This window comes from Arthrobacter sp. (genome assembly GCF_031179385.1).
GTDB lineage: Bacteria > Actinomycetota > Actinomycetes > Actinomycetales > Micrococcaceae > Arthrobacter_D.
In genome coordinates this window covers 1-14,760 of record NZ_JAPSHV010000072.1, presented here as the reverse complement: position 1 = coordinate 14,760, position 14,760 = coordinate 1, and the positions used below count along the sequence as shown (strand labels likewise).

Annotated in this window: 18 protein-coding genes; 6 read left to right on the top strand and 12 right to left on the bottom strand. The window is 64.4% G+C overall.

The annotated features are described in order from the left end of the window. The 8 genes from RIF85_RS10740 to RIF85_RS10705 form a co-directional block, all read right to left on the bottom strand. On the bottom strand, nt 1-254 hold a 254-nt coding region (locus RIF85_RS10740), incomplete at its 3' end, for a hypothetical protein (protein WP_309071901.1). Continuing rightward, the gene (locus RIF85_RS10735; RefSeq protein WP_309071900.1) at nt 251-2,083 is read right to left on the bottom strand and encodes an ABC transporter ATP-binding protein; all 1,833 of its coding nucleotides are present in this window, start codon (nt 2,081-2,083) and stop codon (nt 251-253) included. The genes RIF85_RS10735 and RIF85_RS10740, both read right to left, overlap by 4 nt. Continuing rightward, on the bottom strand, nt 2,080-3,210 hold the full coding sequence (locus tag RIF85_RS10730; protein WP_309071899.1) for a glycosyltransferase family 4 protein: 1,131 nt from the start codon (nt 3,208-3,210) through the stop codon (nt 2,080-2,082). Before RIF85_RS10730 ends, RIF85_RS10735 begins: the two co-directional genes overlap by 4 nt. After that, the gene (locus RIF85_RS10725; protein WP_309071898.1) at nt 3,207-4,514 is read right to left on the bottom strand and encodes a glycosyltransferase; all 1,308 of its coding nucleotides are present in this window, start codon (nt 4,512-4,514) and stop codon (nt 3,207-3,209) included. Before RIF85_RS10725 ends, RIF85_RS10730 begins: the two co-directional genes overlap by 4 nt. Continuing rightward, nucleotides 4,501-5,742 carry a glycosyl transferase family 28 gene (locus tag RIF85_RS10720; RefSeq protein ID WP_309071897.1) on the bottom strand — a complete coding sequence of 414 codons (1,242 nt, stop codon included), beginning with the start codon at nt 5,740-5,742 and terminating at the stop codon, nt 4,501-4,503. Before RIF85_RS10720 ends, RIF85_RS10725 begins: the two co-directional genes overlap by 14 nt. A 222-nt stretch (nt 5,743-5,964) precedes the next feature. Then, complete coding sequence (locus RIF85_RS10715) at nt 5,965-6,255, bottom strand: DUF1540 domain-containing protein (protein ID WP_309071896.1); 291 nt, start codon at nt 6,253-6,255, stop codon at nt 5,965-5,967. 112 nt (nt 6,256-6,367) lie between these two features. Then, entirely contained in the window at nt 6,368-7,144 is a 777-nt protein-coding gene (locus tag RIF85_RS10710; protein ID WP_309071895.1) for a fused MFS/spermidine synthase, read from the bottom strand. Then, the gene (locus RIF85_RS10705) at nt 7,141-8,367 is read right to left on the bottom strand and encodes an aminotransferase class I/II-fold pyridoxal phosphate-dependent enzyme (protein ID WP_309071894.1); all 1,227 of its coding nucleotides are present in this window, start codon (nt 8,365-8,367) and stop codon (nt 7,141-7,143) included. Before RIF85_RS10705 ends, RIF85_RS10710 begins: the two co-directional genes overlap by 4 nt. 79 nt (nt 8,368-8,446) lie before the next feature. On the opposite strand from RIF85_RS10705, the gene coaD reads away from it, so the two are divergent. After that, nucleotides 8,447-8,923 (top strand): pantetheine-phosphate adenylyltransferase, encoded by a 477-nt coding sequence (coaD, locus tag RIF85_RS10700; protein WP_309071893.1) that lies wholly within the window; start codon nt 8,447-8,449, stop codon nt 8,921-8,923. Nucleotides 8,924-8,983: 60 nt separating this feature from the next. Then, on the top strand, nt 8,984-9,298 hold the full coding sequence (locus RIF85_RS10695) for a hypothetical protein (protein WP_309071892.1): 315 nt from the start codon (nt 8,984-8,986) through the stop codon (nt 9,296-9,298). On the opposite strand, the gene RIF85_RS10690 is transcribed toward RIF85_RS10695, so the two are convergent. From RIF85_RS10690 to RIF85_RS10675, 4 genes are read right to left on the bottom strand one after another with little or no spacing between them, the layout of a single operon-like run. Beyond that, on the bottom strand, nt 9,286-10,323 hold the full coding sequence (locus tag RIF85_RS10690) for an ATP-binding cassette domain-containing protein (RefSeq protein WP_309071891.1): 1,038 nt from the start codon (nt 10,321-10,323) through the stop codon (nt 9,286-9,288). The two genes, RIF85_RS10695 and RIF85_RS10690, sit on opposite strands and share 13 nt — an antisense overlap. Beyond that, nucleotides 10,313-11,110 (bottom strand): ABC transporter permease, encoded by a 798-nt coding sequence (locus RIF85_RS10685; RefSeq protein ID WP_309071890.1) that lies wholly within the window; start codon nt 11,108-11,110, stop codon nt 10,313-10,315. Before RIF85_RS10685 ends, RIF85_RS10690 begins: the two co-directional genes overlap by 11 nt. Beyond that, nucleotides 11,107-11,862 carry a molybdate ABC transporter substrate-binding protein gene (modA, locus tag RIF85_RS10680; RefSeq protein WP_309071889.1) on the bottom strand — a complete coding sequence of 252 codons (756 nt, stop codon included), beginning with the start codon at nt 11,860-11,862 and terminating at the stop codon, nt 11,107-11,109. The genes RIF85_RS10685 and modA overlap by 4 nt, the downstream gene beginning before the upstream one ends. Next, nucleotides 11,859-12,290: a TOBE domain-containing protein gene (locus tag RIF85_RS10675; protein WP_309071888.1), complete on the bottom strand. Its 432-nt coding sequence runs from the start codon at nt 12,288-12,290 to the stop codon at nt 11,859-11,861. Before RIF85_RS10675 ends, modA begins: the two co-directional genes overlap by 4 nt. Before the next feature lie 217 nt (nt 12,291-12,507). On the opposite strand from RIF85_RS10675, the gene RIF85_RS10670 reads away from it, so the two are divergent. The 4 genes from RIF85_RS10670 to RIF85_RS10655 form a co-directional block, all read left to right on the top strand. After that, nucleotides 12,508-13,041: a DUF177 domain-containing protein gene (locus RIF85_RS10670; RefSeq protein WP_375164431.1), complete on the top strand. Its 534-nt coding sequence runs from the start codon at nt 12,508-12,510 to the stop codon at nt 13,039-13,041. A gap of 2 nt (nt 13,042-13,043) precedes the next feature. Further along, nucleotides 13,044-13,247, top strand: a complete 204-nt coding sequence (gene rpmF / locus RIF85_RS10665; protein WP_056548281.1) for a 50S ribosomal protein L32 — start codon at nt 13,044-13,046, stop codon at nt 13,245-13,247. 57 nt (nt 13,248-13,304) lie between these two features. Further along, complete coding sequence (rnc, locus tag RIF85_RS10660) at nt 13,305-14,027, top strand: ribonuclease III (protein ID WP_309071887.1); 723 nt, start codon at nt 13,305-13,307, stop codon at nt 14,025-14,027. 15 nt (nt 14,028-14,042) lie between these two features. Beyond that, nucleotides 14,043-14,760: DNA-formamidopyrimidine glycosylase family protein (locus tag RIF85_RS10655; protein WP_309071886.1), on the top strand; the 718-nt coding region annotated here is incomplete at its 3' end.

Here is a 14,760-nt window from a genome sequence, read left to right as displayed (position 1 = left end):
CGCTCCAGATCGAGGTTGTGCGTCAGCGCGCGCCGGAAAGTCTTCTCCAGTTTCACCGACGTGTCCGTCGCGTAGAGGGCAAGCCAGCGGACGCCGTCGTCGTCGTGCAACCTCGCTACGGCGGAGGTGGCGCGCTTCCAGCGCAGGTGGTTCACTTTCACCGGGCGGCCGAACAGGGTGCTCAGTGAATCAGGATCGAAGAGCAGTTCGAGGGAGTTCAACCGGGGATCGAGGGGAGTACGCACGCGACTCACTGCGCACTCCCAACCGGGGCAGAGCGGACCCGGTCCTGCCCAGACCGCCGTTGTTCGTCCACCCACCGTGCAAACATCGGATACTTCATCAGTTCCTCAGCGGAGCCGTCCAGCAGTATCCGGCCATCCTGGAGCCAGAGAATCCGGTCGCTCTTCAGCGCAACTGACGCTTCATGGGTAACGGTCACCGTGGTCCGGCCGGCACTCAGCGACGCGAGCGCTTCGAGCACGTCCGTCCTTGCGTCGTGGTCGAGGCCCGTGGTGACCTCGTCCAGAAGGACGACTGGGGTGTTCCGCAGAATGGCACGGGCAATAGCGATGCGCTGCCGCTGGCCTCCGGACAGGGTTCCGCCGCGCTCGCCGACGGCGGTGTCATAACCGTCGGGGAAGCTGGTGATGAAGCCATGCGCCTGTGCGAGCCTGGCGGCTTGTTCGACATCCTCGTCGGTGGCGGAGAGACGGCCGAAGCGAATATTCTCGCGGATGGTTCCGGTGAACAGGACCGCTTCCTGAAGAACCAGGCTCACGTTGGAGCGCAGGGATGCAAGAGTGATGTCCGTCAGGTTCACGCCGTCCAGATGGACCGAGCCTTTCTCGGGATCCATCGTTCTGACAATGAGGGAGAGCAGCGTCGACTTGCCGGATCCCGAGGGCCCTACGATGGCCGTGTTCCGCCCCTCCTGCAGGCTGAGCGTCAGGTCGGAGAGCACGGTTCTGCCGTTGTAGGACGCGGTGACACTCCTGAACTCCAGTTCCCCCCACACCTTGCCGAGCGGAAGCGCAGTGGGGGAATCGACGATATCCACCTCCTCCTCGAGCAGTTCAGCCACTCGTTCGCCTGAGGCTGTCGCGCGGGCAATCCGTCCCGTGTACTTCGCAAGGTCCCTCAGCGGTTTCATTGCGGTCTTGAGATACATCAGGAAAAGCACCAGATCACCCGGAGTCATAGCCCCCTGGACCACCCGCCAGCCACCGCCTGCAAGGACGACGGCGGTAGCAACGCCCACTATCACGTCAGTCCTGCGCTCCAGGGCAGCCGCCAGCCGGCGGGAGCGGACGCCCTCCTTCAGCGTTTTCTGGTTGCTGCTTCCGAAACGGTCCGAGAGCGTGCGTTCCAGACCGTAGGTCTGTACCACCCGTATCGCGCCAAGGCTCTCCTGCGCGGTGTTGGCCAGAGAGCCTTCACCTTTGCGCGTCTTGCGTGCCGCGACGGTGATCTTGTCCGTGCTCATTCTGGAGAGGAGAAGGAAACCCGCGCATGCGGCGATCACCACGAGAGCCAGCAGCGGATCAAGCCAGAACATGACGCCTGCCATCGCCACGAGCGTGATGCAGTTGGCCAGTAGCGGCATCCCCGCGGTGACGGCGACCTCCTGGAGTCGCCCGACGTCGCCGACCAGGCGCTGGACGGTGTCGCCGGTGCGGTTGGCAGAGTGGAAGCGTGCGGACAGTGACTGCACGTGGTTGAAGACACTGGCGCGCAGCTTTGTCGCAACGCGCGAACCCACGAGGGCGAAGGCAAGGGTTGCGAAGAAGTTGCAGACCGCACGCATACCAGTGAAAAAGACAAGCGCAGCGCCGCATGCCAGAAGGAGCATTGGCGTCGCTTCGGGGCCTGTGCCGGCGAGATCTGCGCCGAGGCTGCGCGTTACGGCGTCCACGACGAACTTGACCGGCCACGGCTCGAGAACCCGGAAAGCCACCTCGCACAGCAGCACGAGGACGCCGCCGATCATGAGTAGTCCCTGGCCGCCCAGATGGGGCCTGATAACCCCAAGCGTGCGGCGCAGGGCGGACTTGTCCGGGATTTCGGGCTGAGCGGAGGTCATGGATGCACCTCCTCTGTGATGCGGTCCAGAACGGTGTCCCAACTGTGGTGTTCGGTAGCGGCCCGCCTCGCTGCGGAGGACATTGCGGCCCTGGCCAGAGGCGCGGCCGCGAGTCCGTCGAGCGCTTGGGCGAGCGCCGCGGGATCTGATGGTTCGACGAGGAGCCCGGTGACGCCGTCGTCAATGATGTGCGGCACCTGTCCCACCCGGGAGGCAACCACCGGCAGCCCAGCGGCGCAGTACTCATAGATCTTCAGCGGCGAGAAGTACTGGTCACTCTCGGCGGAGGTCTGCGGATACGGCGCTGCTGCGATGGAACATCCGGCAAGGACGCCGGGCACCATTTCGGGTGCTACGGCGCCGGTGAATTCCACGTCGGCGTGGACGCTTGCGGCCAGGCTGCGAAGTTCGGCACCCTGGGGGCCGTCCCCGACGATCCGCAGTGTCCACTCACGGGATCCGGAGGCTTGTGCCTTGATCAGCGTTTCGACCCCGTGCCAGGGCTTGAGTGTCCCAACGAAGGCAACAACAGGCATGCCGGGTGCCTCTTCGCTCGGGCGGATGCGTCTCACGTTGACGCCGTTGGCAACCGTTCTGATCCGCTCGTGGTGTTCCTCGCCCACACGGGCCTGCACCCAGGCTGTCACCGGGTCCGAGACACAGACAGTGCGTGCAGCGGCGGCGACCTGCGCCCGTAGCGCAGTCAGGGCAGCCGCTTCGTCATGCAAGGTCCGGTGAATCCGTTGTTCGTCGATCAGCGGTGCGTTGACCTCGAGGAAGCCGGGGACCCCGAGCTGTTCAGTCACGCGTGCGAGGGCATCACTGAACAGGGAGTAACGCTCATAGACCGCGCTCGCGCCATCCTTCACCACGCGCTCGGCGAGCTCCGCAGCAGCCTGTGCCTGGGAAGCCTCCCTGTCGGCGCCTTTACCCTTCACCGGTACGACGACGACGGGCAGGTCCGCAAGGTCTGCAGGGATGTCATCGCCGGGCCGGGTGCAGTAGACCGTCACCTCGGCGCCCCGGTTGCGCCAGGCCCGCACGATCTCCTGCACGTGCACGGAAGCTCCCTTGGTGCCGAACACCGGTACGCCGGGATCCACACACACATAGGCGATCCGCTTCATGGGGCCACCACCTCAAGGGCGGAGGCCGGTGACGAGGCCGGTGACGACGGTGAAGCTGTGAAGCGACCGGGATCCGCAGCCGCGGCGCTGCACAATTCCTGAAGCCGAACGGACTGGACCCGCGAATCAAAGGATCGTTCAATCAGTGCGCGGGCAGAGCGCGCTGTTTCCACCCGGGGGAAGGGGTGCGAGGCCACGGTGGCCAGGGCATGGGTCAGGTCCTCGAGGTTCCCCGCTCGGACGAGCAACCCGGTGCTGCTGCCGTCGTCACCTGCGAGTACCTCCGGTATTCCGGTCACATCGGAGCCGATGCAGACCACGCCCATCGCCATGGCTTCCAGCAGTACGGTCGGCAGACCGTCCGCGTTTCCGTCCGCACCGATCACGCACGGCGCCGCAAAAACGTCCGCCCAGCGCAGCAGCTCTATCACTTCGCTCTGTGTTCGGGGGCCGAGAAGCTGGATGTGCCCCTCCAGATCGAGCAGCCTGATACGTGCGGTCAGTTCTTCGGCCAGCTCGCCGCCGCCGGCGATGCGGACGTCGACCTGTTGCCCGGCGCGCACCAGCGCACTCACAGCATCGATCAGGACGGAGAAGCCCTTCTTTTCGACCAGCCTGCCGACGGCGGCGATGCGGAACGGCGTATGGACAGGTGCCGGGTCTCTGTACGCGAAGCGGTCGAGCTCCAGCCCGTTGTAGACCCGGTGGAGCCGACCCGACGCGGCCGGAGCAAGGGTCGAGAGGTAACGGTGGTTGAAATCGCTCACCGTGACGGTGTGGTGGGCGTCCTGCATCAGCCGGATGAGGGCGGCCTGGTCGACCTGCTCGTGGTAGATGTCCTTTGCGTGCGCTGTGAAGGAGAAGGGGACGCCTGCAAGCACCGATGCGATGCGCGCGGTCCGTGCCGCGATCGAACCGAAATGTGCGTGCAGGTGGGTGATCCCGCGCTCCACAACGCGGGTGGCGAGTTCCACGCCCTGGTGCACCTCGGAGGCTTCGCACTCGGCAAGATCGGGCAGCAGCGCAGCGAACCGCTGGGCGAAGTTCGGGATGACACTGTGTGCGGCCGCGATGATTGCCCAGCCTTCGGACAGCTTGTGGGGACGCGTCACGTAGGTGACCGGTGCCTGCACCCGCGCCAGTTCGGGGTGGAACCGCGGGTCCACAGGCGGGCGGAGGGAATAGATCTCCAGATTCTCCCCCGCTGCCTCCCGTGCCAGGATCTCGGTAACGATGAAAGTTTCCGAGAAGCGCGGATAGATTTTGACGACGTAGCCGACGCGCCCGGTGCTAGACAGCTGCATGATGGGTCCAATCCGTTCGTCGGGGCGTGGTCTTCGTCTGCCGGGTGAGGAGGTCGGCGGCGTACTCGTAGGTTGTCGCCAGGCCGTCAAGGTTCACTCCGTTCCGGGCGACCTGCCGCCCGGCCACCTCCAGCCACCAGGCGGACAATACGCTGGACGTGAACTCATCGGGATGGCAGAAATCGAGCAATTGATGGCGTGCGAGACCGCGAGCCCGGATCAGCTGCTCCCGGCGCGGCTGCACCCGGGGCACGATCAGGGCCGGGGTAGTGGTGCTCATGATTTCGCAGACGGTGTTGTAACCGCCCATCGCGACGACGGCGGCCGCGGACTCGATCTCGGCGAGTGCGTCGCGGACGGAGCCAACAACGTGCGTTCCGGGACCGGCGGCCGCTTCCACCTTCGCGCGGTCGTCCTTTGGCATCTGCGGCCCGGTGACGATGAGGTGTTCAAGCCCTGAAGGCAGTGCCGCCCGCGCAGCAGTCAGGGTGACGTCAAGGCCATCCGAGCCGCCCCCTGCCATGGTGACCACGAAGGGGATAGCAGTAGAACCGGTACGACGGCGCACCGGGCGCCCCCGGGAAAGGTAGCCGGTGTGCCGCACCAGGTGGGCGAGGGGCGGGGGGATCTCTCCGCTGCGTACCGGGTCGTGTACCAGCGGGTCTCCGTAAACCCAGAGCTCATCGAAGCACCGACGCACCTGCTCAAGGTCCAGGGCTTCCCATTCCCGGCGGGCCGCCGCCGGCTGGTCGAGGACTTCACGCAGCCCGAGCACCACTCGGCAGGAAGGCCGCTTACGCCGCAGCCGCTCCAATCCGTCGACCAGTTCATGGTCGACGCCGAATGGGTGCCGGTCCACGACGACGAGGTGCGGACGGAAGTCAGTGAGCACCGCGGAAATGAGGGATGACCGGAGTTTGATCATTTTTGTCTGCTTCAGCGCGAGGTTCCGGGGCAGATAACCATCGGCGCCCTTGGCGATCCCGGGCACAACCACCCAGTCCCACCCCTCAGGGGTATCGAATCGGGTAGCCCCTGCGACTCCCGTGACAAGCACGCCGCTGACCTTTTGTCCGGCCCGCTTGAAGCTGCCGGTGAGTGAGTGGGCGAGGGCAAGATTGCGTCGGGTGTGGCCCAAGCCCTGGGAGTCGTGGGAGTACAGGACCACGCGCAGTGTTCGGGGTGTGTGCGATGCGGCCTTGGTGACCCCGATGTCACTCGTCTTCATAGCGTGACCAACCTTCCCCGCGACCTTCGTCAGGTATGACCGCAGGTTCCCCATTTAGCCAGCCGGCCATGAGATGTTTGTGAGCCATTCATGAGAGAGCTCTCATGTCGGCATCCCCACATCCGCCGCAGGAAAGCACCGCAGGCAGAGCAGTGCCCGCCCAACCTGCGGCGTCAGCGCAGGTTTGAGCGGGCACTAGCTGGCCGCATGCTCCAACAACCCCTACCTGGGCTGGTAGGAGAGGCAATCCGCGAGATCCGCGCCGGAGCCGATCTTTACGTCGTGTTTGTTGCACATGAGGTGACTGTTGTGGACGCATTCGGTGCGCTGACAGGCACCGACGTGAGCCAGGATCATGGGCAGTCCGCCCGTCTCAGACGTGTCGATGAAGGTGGCGCAGGAGGCATGCTCCGGACTTCCGCTGACCGTGATGGCGTAGGCCGTGCAGCCGTCATGGTTGAAGGCGCAGTTGTGAACGCTGCAATCGGATACTTCCGTGATTTCCGCTGTCATGATTCCTCCGTGGTGGTGGTTCGGAAACTGTCCTACCCGTGCTGTCATTCAACGGTACTGCGGCTTCGACTCGATGACACCGGTTCAATAGCGCATGATCCTTGCGCGTAAATCACGGTTGTAGCTTGGCGAAATCCTCATAGTCGGGGCCGGTGAGGATGGCCGCAGGATGGGGCCCGGCAGCCGTCAGTGCTGACGTCCATTCCGAGTCCCACCGCTGGCTTGCCACGAGGACGATATTGCCGGCGCGCCGGCCGGTGAACATACCGGTCTCTGCCAGCGCAGCGACGTCGTACGACGTGTCCTGCAGCAGACGCGCCTGTTCACGCGCGAAGGCAAGCGGCGGATCGTCACCGACGTTCACCAGTGCCACTCCGCCTGGCCCGACCGCCCGCGTGAGCAGGGCGTACACCTCTGGGGTGGCAAGCTCGGTTGCACCGTCAGCGCCGGAGAAAACGTCGAGGACCACGGCATCGAAAGCTCCTGCATCGCTGGCCTCAAGGGTGTCGCGGGCGTCTTCGATCAAGAGCTCACAGTCCGTGCCCGGCGGCAGGGGCAGGTGTTCCAGGACGAATGCGAGCAGCTCCCGTTCGCGCTCAACAGCAACCTGGCGGGATCCCGGCCGGGTTGCCTGAATGTAGCGCGCAAGGGTCAGCGCGCCGGCTCCCAGGTGCAGGATACGGATGGGCTCGCCCTCGGGCTTGAATACATCGAGGACGTTGGCGATCCTGCGCAGGTACTCATAGAACACGTTCCGCGGATCGGCCAGATCCACGTGCGACTGCTGCGCCCCGCCGATGCTGAGGATGAACGCGCCCTCATTGAAGGCGTCGCCGTCGATCTCGGCGTGCGCACCTGCGCTGCGCAGGTACCTCGAGGGAACGCTCATATCCTGTCCCGGAGCGTTGCCAGGCGCTGCGCCGCGTCGGTCAACACTTCTTCCTTCTTGCAGAACGCGAACCGGAGCAGCGACCGCGTACGGCGCGCGCCGTCCTCGTGGCAGAACACCGGTATGGGAATGGCTGCCACACCAACAAGTTCAGGCAGACGCCGGGCCAGGGCCGTGGCATCCGTGATGCCCAGAGGTTCCGCGTCCACCACGGTGAAGTAGGTTGCCTGTGGTGTGTAGACCTCGAAGCCCGCGGCGCGCAGGCCAACTGCGAGTACATCCCGCTTGTGCCGCAGGGAGTCGGCGATCGAGTGGTAAAACTCATCGTCCATGCCCAGACCCAGCGCGACCGCCGGTTGGAACGGGGTGCCGGAGCTGTAACTCAGGAAGGATTTCACGCTGCGTACAGCGTCCACGAGGACCTGCGGACCGGTCAGCCAGCCGACCTTCCAGCCGGTGACGGAGAAGGTCTTCCCCGCTGACGAAATGGAGACAGTGCGCTCCCAGGCGCCAGGAAGCGTGGCGAGGGGGATGTGCTGTTGCTCGAAGGTCAGATGTTCGTACACCTCGTCGGTCACGATGATCGCACCGAACCGTTCCGCCAACTCGACCACGCGTTCGAGTGACTCCCGGGAAAAGACCGTGCCCATCGGATTGTGCGGGTTGTTCACGACGATAACCCGCGTCCGATCGCTCATGGCGGATTCCAGGGCGTCCAGGTCCGGCTGGAAATCGGGCGCCACCAGCGGCACAGTTGTGTGGCGTGCGCCGCTGAGACCGATGATCGCACCGTAGGAGTCGTAGAACGGTTCGAACGTGAGAACCTCATCGCCCGGACCGGCAAACGCGAGTATCGATGCGGCGATTGCCTCGGTTGCTCCGGTGGAGACGGTTACCTCCCGTTCCGGATCTATCGGCAGGCCGTAGAAACGTGACTGATGCGCCGCTATTGCCTCCCGCAGTTGCGGCATACCGCGGCCCGGTGCGTACTGGTTCATCCCCGAGGCGATGTTTTCGCGGGCCGAGTTCAGCAGCAGGTCGGGACCATCCTCGTCGGGGTAGCCCTGTCCGAGGTTGATTGCACCGTGCTGTGCAGCGAGCGCGGTAATCTCCTCGAAAATGACGGTACCCAGGCCGCCCTCGGGGGAGAGGAGATTGGCGCCCTGCGCAGTGCGCTGCCATCCCGAGAGCTGTCCAGTGTCCGCGGGTCGCTTCAATTCCATGTCGTCCAGTATGTCGAACCTCCACATCCGCGTGTGACTCCTCAGGCGCAGTGTGATGGCCACGCGGTAGATTCGTACCATGCGCCGAGCAGTCTGCCCCGGATCCTTTGACCCAATTCACAACGGTCACCTTGAAGTCATTGCACGTGCCGCGAGTCTTTTCGATGAAGTGATCGTGGCGGTGTCTACCAACTATGCGAAGAAGTACCGCTTTGAGCTCGAGGAGCGGCTGGAGATCGCCAGCGAAACCCTCACCTATCTTCGAGGTGTGTCCGTCATGCCGATGGGCGGCGGCTTGCTGGCGGAGTTCTGTCGGGAGAACGGAGCGAACCTGATCGTCAAGGGGGTGCGTTCCAGCGCCGACTTCGACTATGAGCTGCCGATGGCCACGATGAACCGCCAGCTGGCCGGTATCGAAACTGTCTTCATCCCTGCAGAGGCGAGCTATTCCCACCTGTCGTCCACCCTGTTGAAGGAAGTGGCTGCTCTCGGCGGAGACATCTCGCCCTTCGTGCCGAAAGCGGTTCTCAAAAGACTGAAGGACACAACCGCGTGAAAACACGGCGGCGCCAGTACAATCAACACTCCTGGGCCAGCCGGAATAGAAGGACGAACAGTGGGCAAGAGCCGCATCAAACCGGAGGATCCGTTCCCGGAGAACCTGAATCAGTTGGAGGACCACGAGGTTGAGGTGCTCAACAGCAAGGTGCACCGCCAGCTTGAGGTCGAGTACTTGCAGGAGGGTTCTCCTGAACCCGAGACCGAGCACCGCAGGGAAGAGCTGAACGAGGAACTCGATGATAGAGACCTCCTGGACGAGGCCTCCGTCCAGGCGATGGGAAGCTCCGCGGGAAGCGGTACCGGACCCGCGCAGGGGGCATCACACGACTTCGGAGCTTCCAATGCCGGAGATGCTGATCAGCGCAGGTAGACGCTGACCTCTGCCGACTTCACGCTGAAGAATGCCTCCACTCCGGGCTCCACATCAAGCTCCGCCGCCGATGCCGTGGTGATTTCCGCGCTCAGATGACCGGCCCGCACGGTCGTCCGGGCTCCGTGTTGCTCGAGGTCGGTGATCGTCACAGCCAGGACATTGCGCGGGCTGCCCGTTGGCCGTGCCCGGTGCACCGCCACCGCCCGTGGGCTGAAGATGGCAGCGGCTTCCTCCCCGAGGGGAAGTTCCTCGTCCATCATGGCGGCAAGATGCAGGCCGGTGGGTGTGAGCACACCGTCGGGGACCGTCGTGCCCGTTATCAGGTTCACGCCCGCCAGACTCGCTGCGAAACTGCTTCTGGGCCGTTCCAGGACTGATCGGGTAGGCCCGTCCTCCACAATGCGCCCCCCGTCAATCACGATCACCCGGTCCGCGAGCAGCAGGGCGTCCACCATGTCATGCGTGACGATGATCGCGCTGCGACCATCAAGCACCCGTCGCAGGGTCCTGCGCAGCATGGGGGCAACCGATATGTCCAGTGCAGCCAACGGCTCATCCAGGAGGAGGAGCGAAGGTTCGGTCGCGAGCGCGCGCGCCACAGCCACCCGCTGTGCCTGCCCGCCGGAGAGGCTCGCCGGCCGGCGGTCGGCGAGTGAGGCGGCATCGACCTCGCCCAGCCAGCGGTGTGCCCTCGCACGGGCCAGCTTGCGCGGGACACCTGCGCACCTCGGCCCGAATGCGACGTTCTCCAGAACGGAGAGGTGCGGGAAAAGCAACGCCTCCTGCGCCAGGAGCCCGACCCCGCGTGCATACGGCGGCAGCGACGCGCCGCCGTCGTACAGGGTTTTTCCATCAAGCACGGCTGAGCCGTGATCGGGGCGGACAAGTCCCGCCAGTACACCGAGGAGGGTCGACTTGCCGGCGCCATTGGGACCCATCACCGCAACCGTCTCGCCTGTTGCGACAGAGAGGCGTACGTCAACGTTGCGTGCATCGATCCTCGCGCTGCACTCAAGGCTCACGGGCATCGCCCTCCTGAATACGGTGTGCCAGAGCGACCACTATGACGGCGACAGCCACAAGCACGAGGGACAGTGCGACGGCGGCATCCGCATCCGTCTCACGCTGCAGGTAGATCTCAAGCGGCAGGGTGCGGGTGACGCCCTGCAGGCTGCCGGCGAAGGTCAGCGTCGCTCCGAATTCACCAAGAGCACGGGCAAAAGACAGCACCGCACCCGCGACGATACCTGGCCCGACAAGAGGAAGGCTGACCCGGAGGAGGACCGTGGTTGGACGTGCGCCTAGCGTCGCTGCGACTGTTTCGTACCGGGTGCCGGCTGTGCGCAGGGCTCCCTCCAGACTGAGCACGAGGAAGGGCAGGGCGACGAAGGTCTGGGCGAGCACGACGGCGGTCGTGGAGAACGCAATGTCCACACCGAGGATGCGCAGTGACTCCCCGAGCAGGCCCTGGCGCCCGAAGGTGTACAGCAACGCTATGCCTCCGACCACCGGCGGCAGCACCAGGGGCAACAGGACAAGCGCACGTAGCACGCGCTGGCCCCAAAAGCGTGTTCGGGCGAGGGCGAAAGCCAGGGGAACGCCGAGAAGCACACACAGCACGGTGCTGGTTGCCGACGTCTGGAGGCTGAGGAGCAAGGCAGCGGTGGAGGAGTCGGACGTGATCAACTCACCGAAGCGCAGCCACTCCACCCGGAGCACGATGGCAGCGAGCGGCAGGACCAGGAACAGGGCTCCAGCTGCAGCGACGGCGATGAGCCACCGGGGAACGCCGGAGTAGGCTGCATTCACTGTTTCTGGTCCCCGAAGCCATAGGCGGAGAGAACATCCCGCCCGCGCTCGCCGGCTACCAGGTCCGCGAATTCCGTCGCCAGGTTTCCCGGGCGGACCACCGCGATGGGGTACAGGTTCTCGGCCTGCTTTGCTTCATTGATCGGCACCGCATCGACCGAGTCTTCGGCAGCCTTTGCGTCGGTGACGTAGACCAGACCGGCGTCGGCCTGGCCGGAGGATACCTTTCCAACCACATCGGTGACGGAGGACTCCTCACTGACGGGGTTGAGGGAAACGGCGGCCGCCTGTTGCAGTGTCTCCGCCGCGCTGCCGCAGGGCACCTGCGGGGCGCACAACACCACGGAGACTGCTGGATCGGCCAGCGAGTCCAGGGAGTCGATGCCGAGTGGGTTCCCCTCGCCCACGACGATCGTCAGCACATTCGTAGCGAAGACCCGCGCCGGGGAAGCGAGCAGGCCCTCGTCAGAAACGCGCTCCATAGTGGCCGGATTGGCCGAAGCGAAGACGTCCGCGGGCGCCCCCGCGATGATCTGCGTCGCAAGATCACTTGAACCGGCGAAATTCAGCTGCACGCTCACCCCGGGATTACTGTCTTCGAACTCCGATGCGAGGTCAGAAAAGGGGGCCTGGAGGGAAGCCGCGGCGTAGACGTTCAGAGTCTTCCCGGCCGCCGGTGCGCTACTGCCGCACCCGGTCAGCAACAGAACGACGACGGCGCTTACGGCTGTGGAGCGAAGCGGTCGCCTCATCGCGCACTCCTTGGTGAACGAGGCTCGAGGATCGCCTCGATGGGGGTTTCCACGATCACGTTGGTGGCCTTGACGATGGCGACCGCGACGACGCCCGGCTCTATACCCAACTCCCGCACCGCCTCAGTGCTCATCAGGGAAACAACCCGGTGCGGGCCGCACTGCAGCTCGACCTGGGACATCACCCTGTCACTCACCACACCCGTCACCAGACCGACAAAGCGGTTGCGGGCAGAGATCGCCACACTGGAGGGGTCCGAGGGGAGAACAGCGCGATCACGCGCCAACTGCGCCAGTTCCAGCCCGTCCACGGAAAGCACTCCCGAGGAGCGTGTGGCGTGGAGAGTCCCATCATCGATCCACCGACGCACCGTGTCCGAGCTGACCCCGAGGAACTGCGCCGCGTCGCGTACTCGTATTTGAGCCATAATGGTAACCTTACAGCCGCGGATGCGTCGCCGTGCCGACTTTTCCGACCGATTCGTCCTGGTGGCGTGAGCCCACCGGCGAGTGAGTTTGGGGCGGGGCTTCGTTTCGGGCTAAGATGGTTCGTCGGTCATATGTTCTACAGGAGTTTTCATCAAAAGCGATCTCAGTTCGCCCCTGGTCTTCAGTGTCAGGGATCTCGGGCGTAGCCCGGGAACCATGCGGACAGTCGAAGAACATGTGCCCGCACCGAAGGATTTTGGTGTGGCGCTCATCGGCGTTCAGGAAGGTTCCGACATGGAGCTGGACCTGAGGTTCGAAGCTGTACACGAGGGAATCCTGGTATCGGGAACCGTAGACGTCGAAGTATCCGGCGAATGCGGTCGATGCCTTGATCCACTCAACTACGGCAGCAGCGTCGATGTGCAGGAACTCTTCTACTACGACGCCCCTGAGTTGGCGGAGGATGAAGAGGAGGATGTGCAGCGCGTGGTTGAGAACGATTCGATCGATCTCGAGCCTGTGCTGCGGGATGCGGTAGTGACTTCACTGCCGTTCCAGCCGGTTTGCCGGGAGGACTGCCAGGGTTTGTGTGCCGAGTGCGGCGCACGTCTGGAAGAGGACCCCGGACACCAGCACGAGATCCTCGACCCCCGCTGGGCTGCTCTGACAGGGTTGGCCGGCGCAGCCGCCGGCCCTGAGGCAGCGGAACCAGAAGTTAAGACAGAGTCAGACAAGAGAGAAGAGAGTTAGTCGTGGCTGTTCCCAAGCGGAAAATGTCCCGCTCGAATACGCGTGCACGCCGGTCCCAGTGGAAGGCTGTTGCTCCCAAGCTGGTGAAGACGGTAGAGAACGGTCGCGTCACCTACAGCCTTGCCCACCAGGCGAAGGTTGTCACCGACTCCGCAGGCACCGAGCTGTTCCTTGAGTACAAGGGCCGCAAGGTAGCCGACGTCTAGATGCTGACGGCACCGCCCTGCGGTGCTGCCTGCAACGATCGCGAAAGCGTCGACCGCGTGGAGAATTCCGAAGATCTTTTGAGGCGTCTCGGTGTCAGTATTGACACCGAGACGCTTCGTCTTGCCCTGACACATCGCTCCTACGCCTATGAACAGGGCGGCATTCCGACGAACGAGCGACTCGAATTCCTGGGAGACGCCGTCCTCGGTCTGTCCGTGACGGACGCTCTGTATCGGGACAATCCGGACCTGTCGGAGGGTGAACTCGCCAAGCGGCGTTCCGCCGTCGTGAGCACCCGCGCCCTCGCCGAGATTGCCCGCGGACTCGACCTTGGAAAACACATCCTCCTGGGACAGGGGGAGAAACTGACCAATGGCTGGGACAAATCGTCCATCCTCGCCGACACCATGGAGGCCATTATCGGGGCCACCTACCTGAGCAGCGGCATGGAAACTGCTCGCTGCCTGGTCATGCGGATCATCGGCCCCGTGCTGCAGGATGCTGCTGCCCTCGGAGCCGGGACGGACTGGAAGACCAGCATTCAGGAGATCGCAGCCGCGCAGCGCATGGGAGTGATCGATTACCAGGTCACCGGCTTCGGTCCTGACCACGACCGCCGTTTTGAGGCGATCCTGATCATTGGAGGATCCGCCTACGGTTCAGGATCCGGAAGGTCCAAGAAGGAAGCCGAGCAGGAGGCCGCAGCAGCCTCCTGGAAGCTGCTGCAGGCGGCGGGCGCCGACGCTCAGGCGGGCGTGGATCAACGCCAGTCCACGTGACCCCAGGCCTGCGCCATGCCTGAACTTCCTGAGGTGGAGGTAGTCCGCCGTGGGCTCGCGCGGTGGGTGCGCGGACGCCGTATCGAAGCGGTCGACGTTCTGGATCCACGTTCTATCCGCCGCCACGCAATGGGAACCGAAGACTTCATCGGCAACCTCGTGGGTGCCTCAATCTCGGATGCCGTCCGCCGCGGAAAATTTCTCTGGCTGCCGCTCACCGGCCCGGATGATGGCGCAGCCCTCCCTGACATCGCCGACGACGCCGAATCGGACGCAGCATTGTCGAGTGGCTTGCTTGCCAGCGGGCAACGGCACGGCGGATCCGCCGTTGCGTTGATGGCTCACCTGGGTATGAGTGGCCAGCTGCTGGTCGAGGATTCCCACCAGCCCGACGAGAAACACCTGAAAGTACGCCTCACGCTTTCGTCCACTGGCGGGGCCGATCCGCTGCCGGAAGAACTCCGCTTTGTCGACCAGCGAATCTTCGGGGGGCTCTTTGTCACCAGCATGGTGACCACGCCGGATGGTTTTCCCGGCGGACTGGGGGAGGACCCGGCGCCGTTGGTGCCCGTTGAGGCAGCACATATCGCCAGGGACCCGCTGGACCCGGCTTTTTCCTTTGATTCCTTCTTCGGCAAACTGCGCGCCAGGCGTACCGGGCTGAAACGCGCGCTCCTTGACCAGACACTTATCTCCGGTGTGGGCAACATCTATGCCGACGAATCGCTCTGGG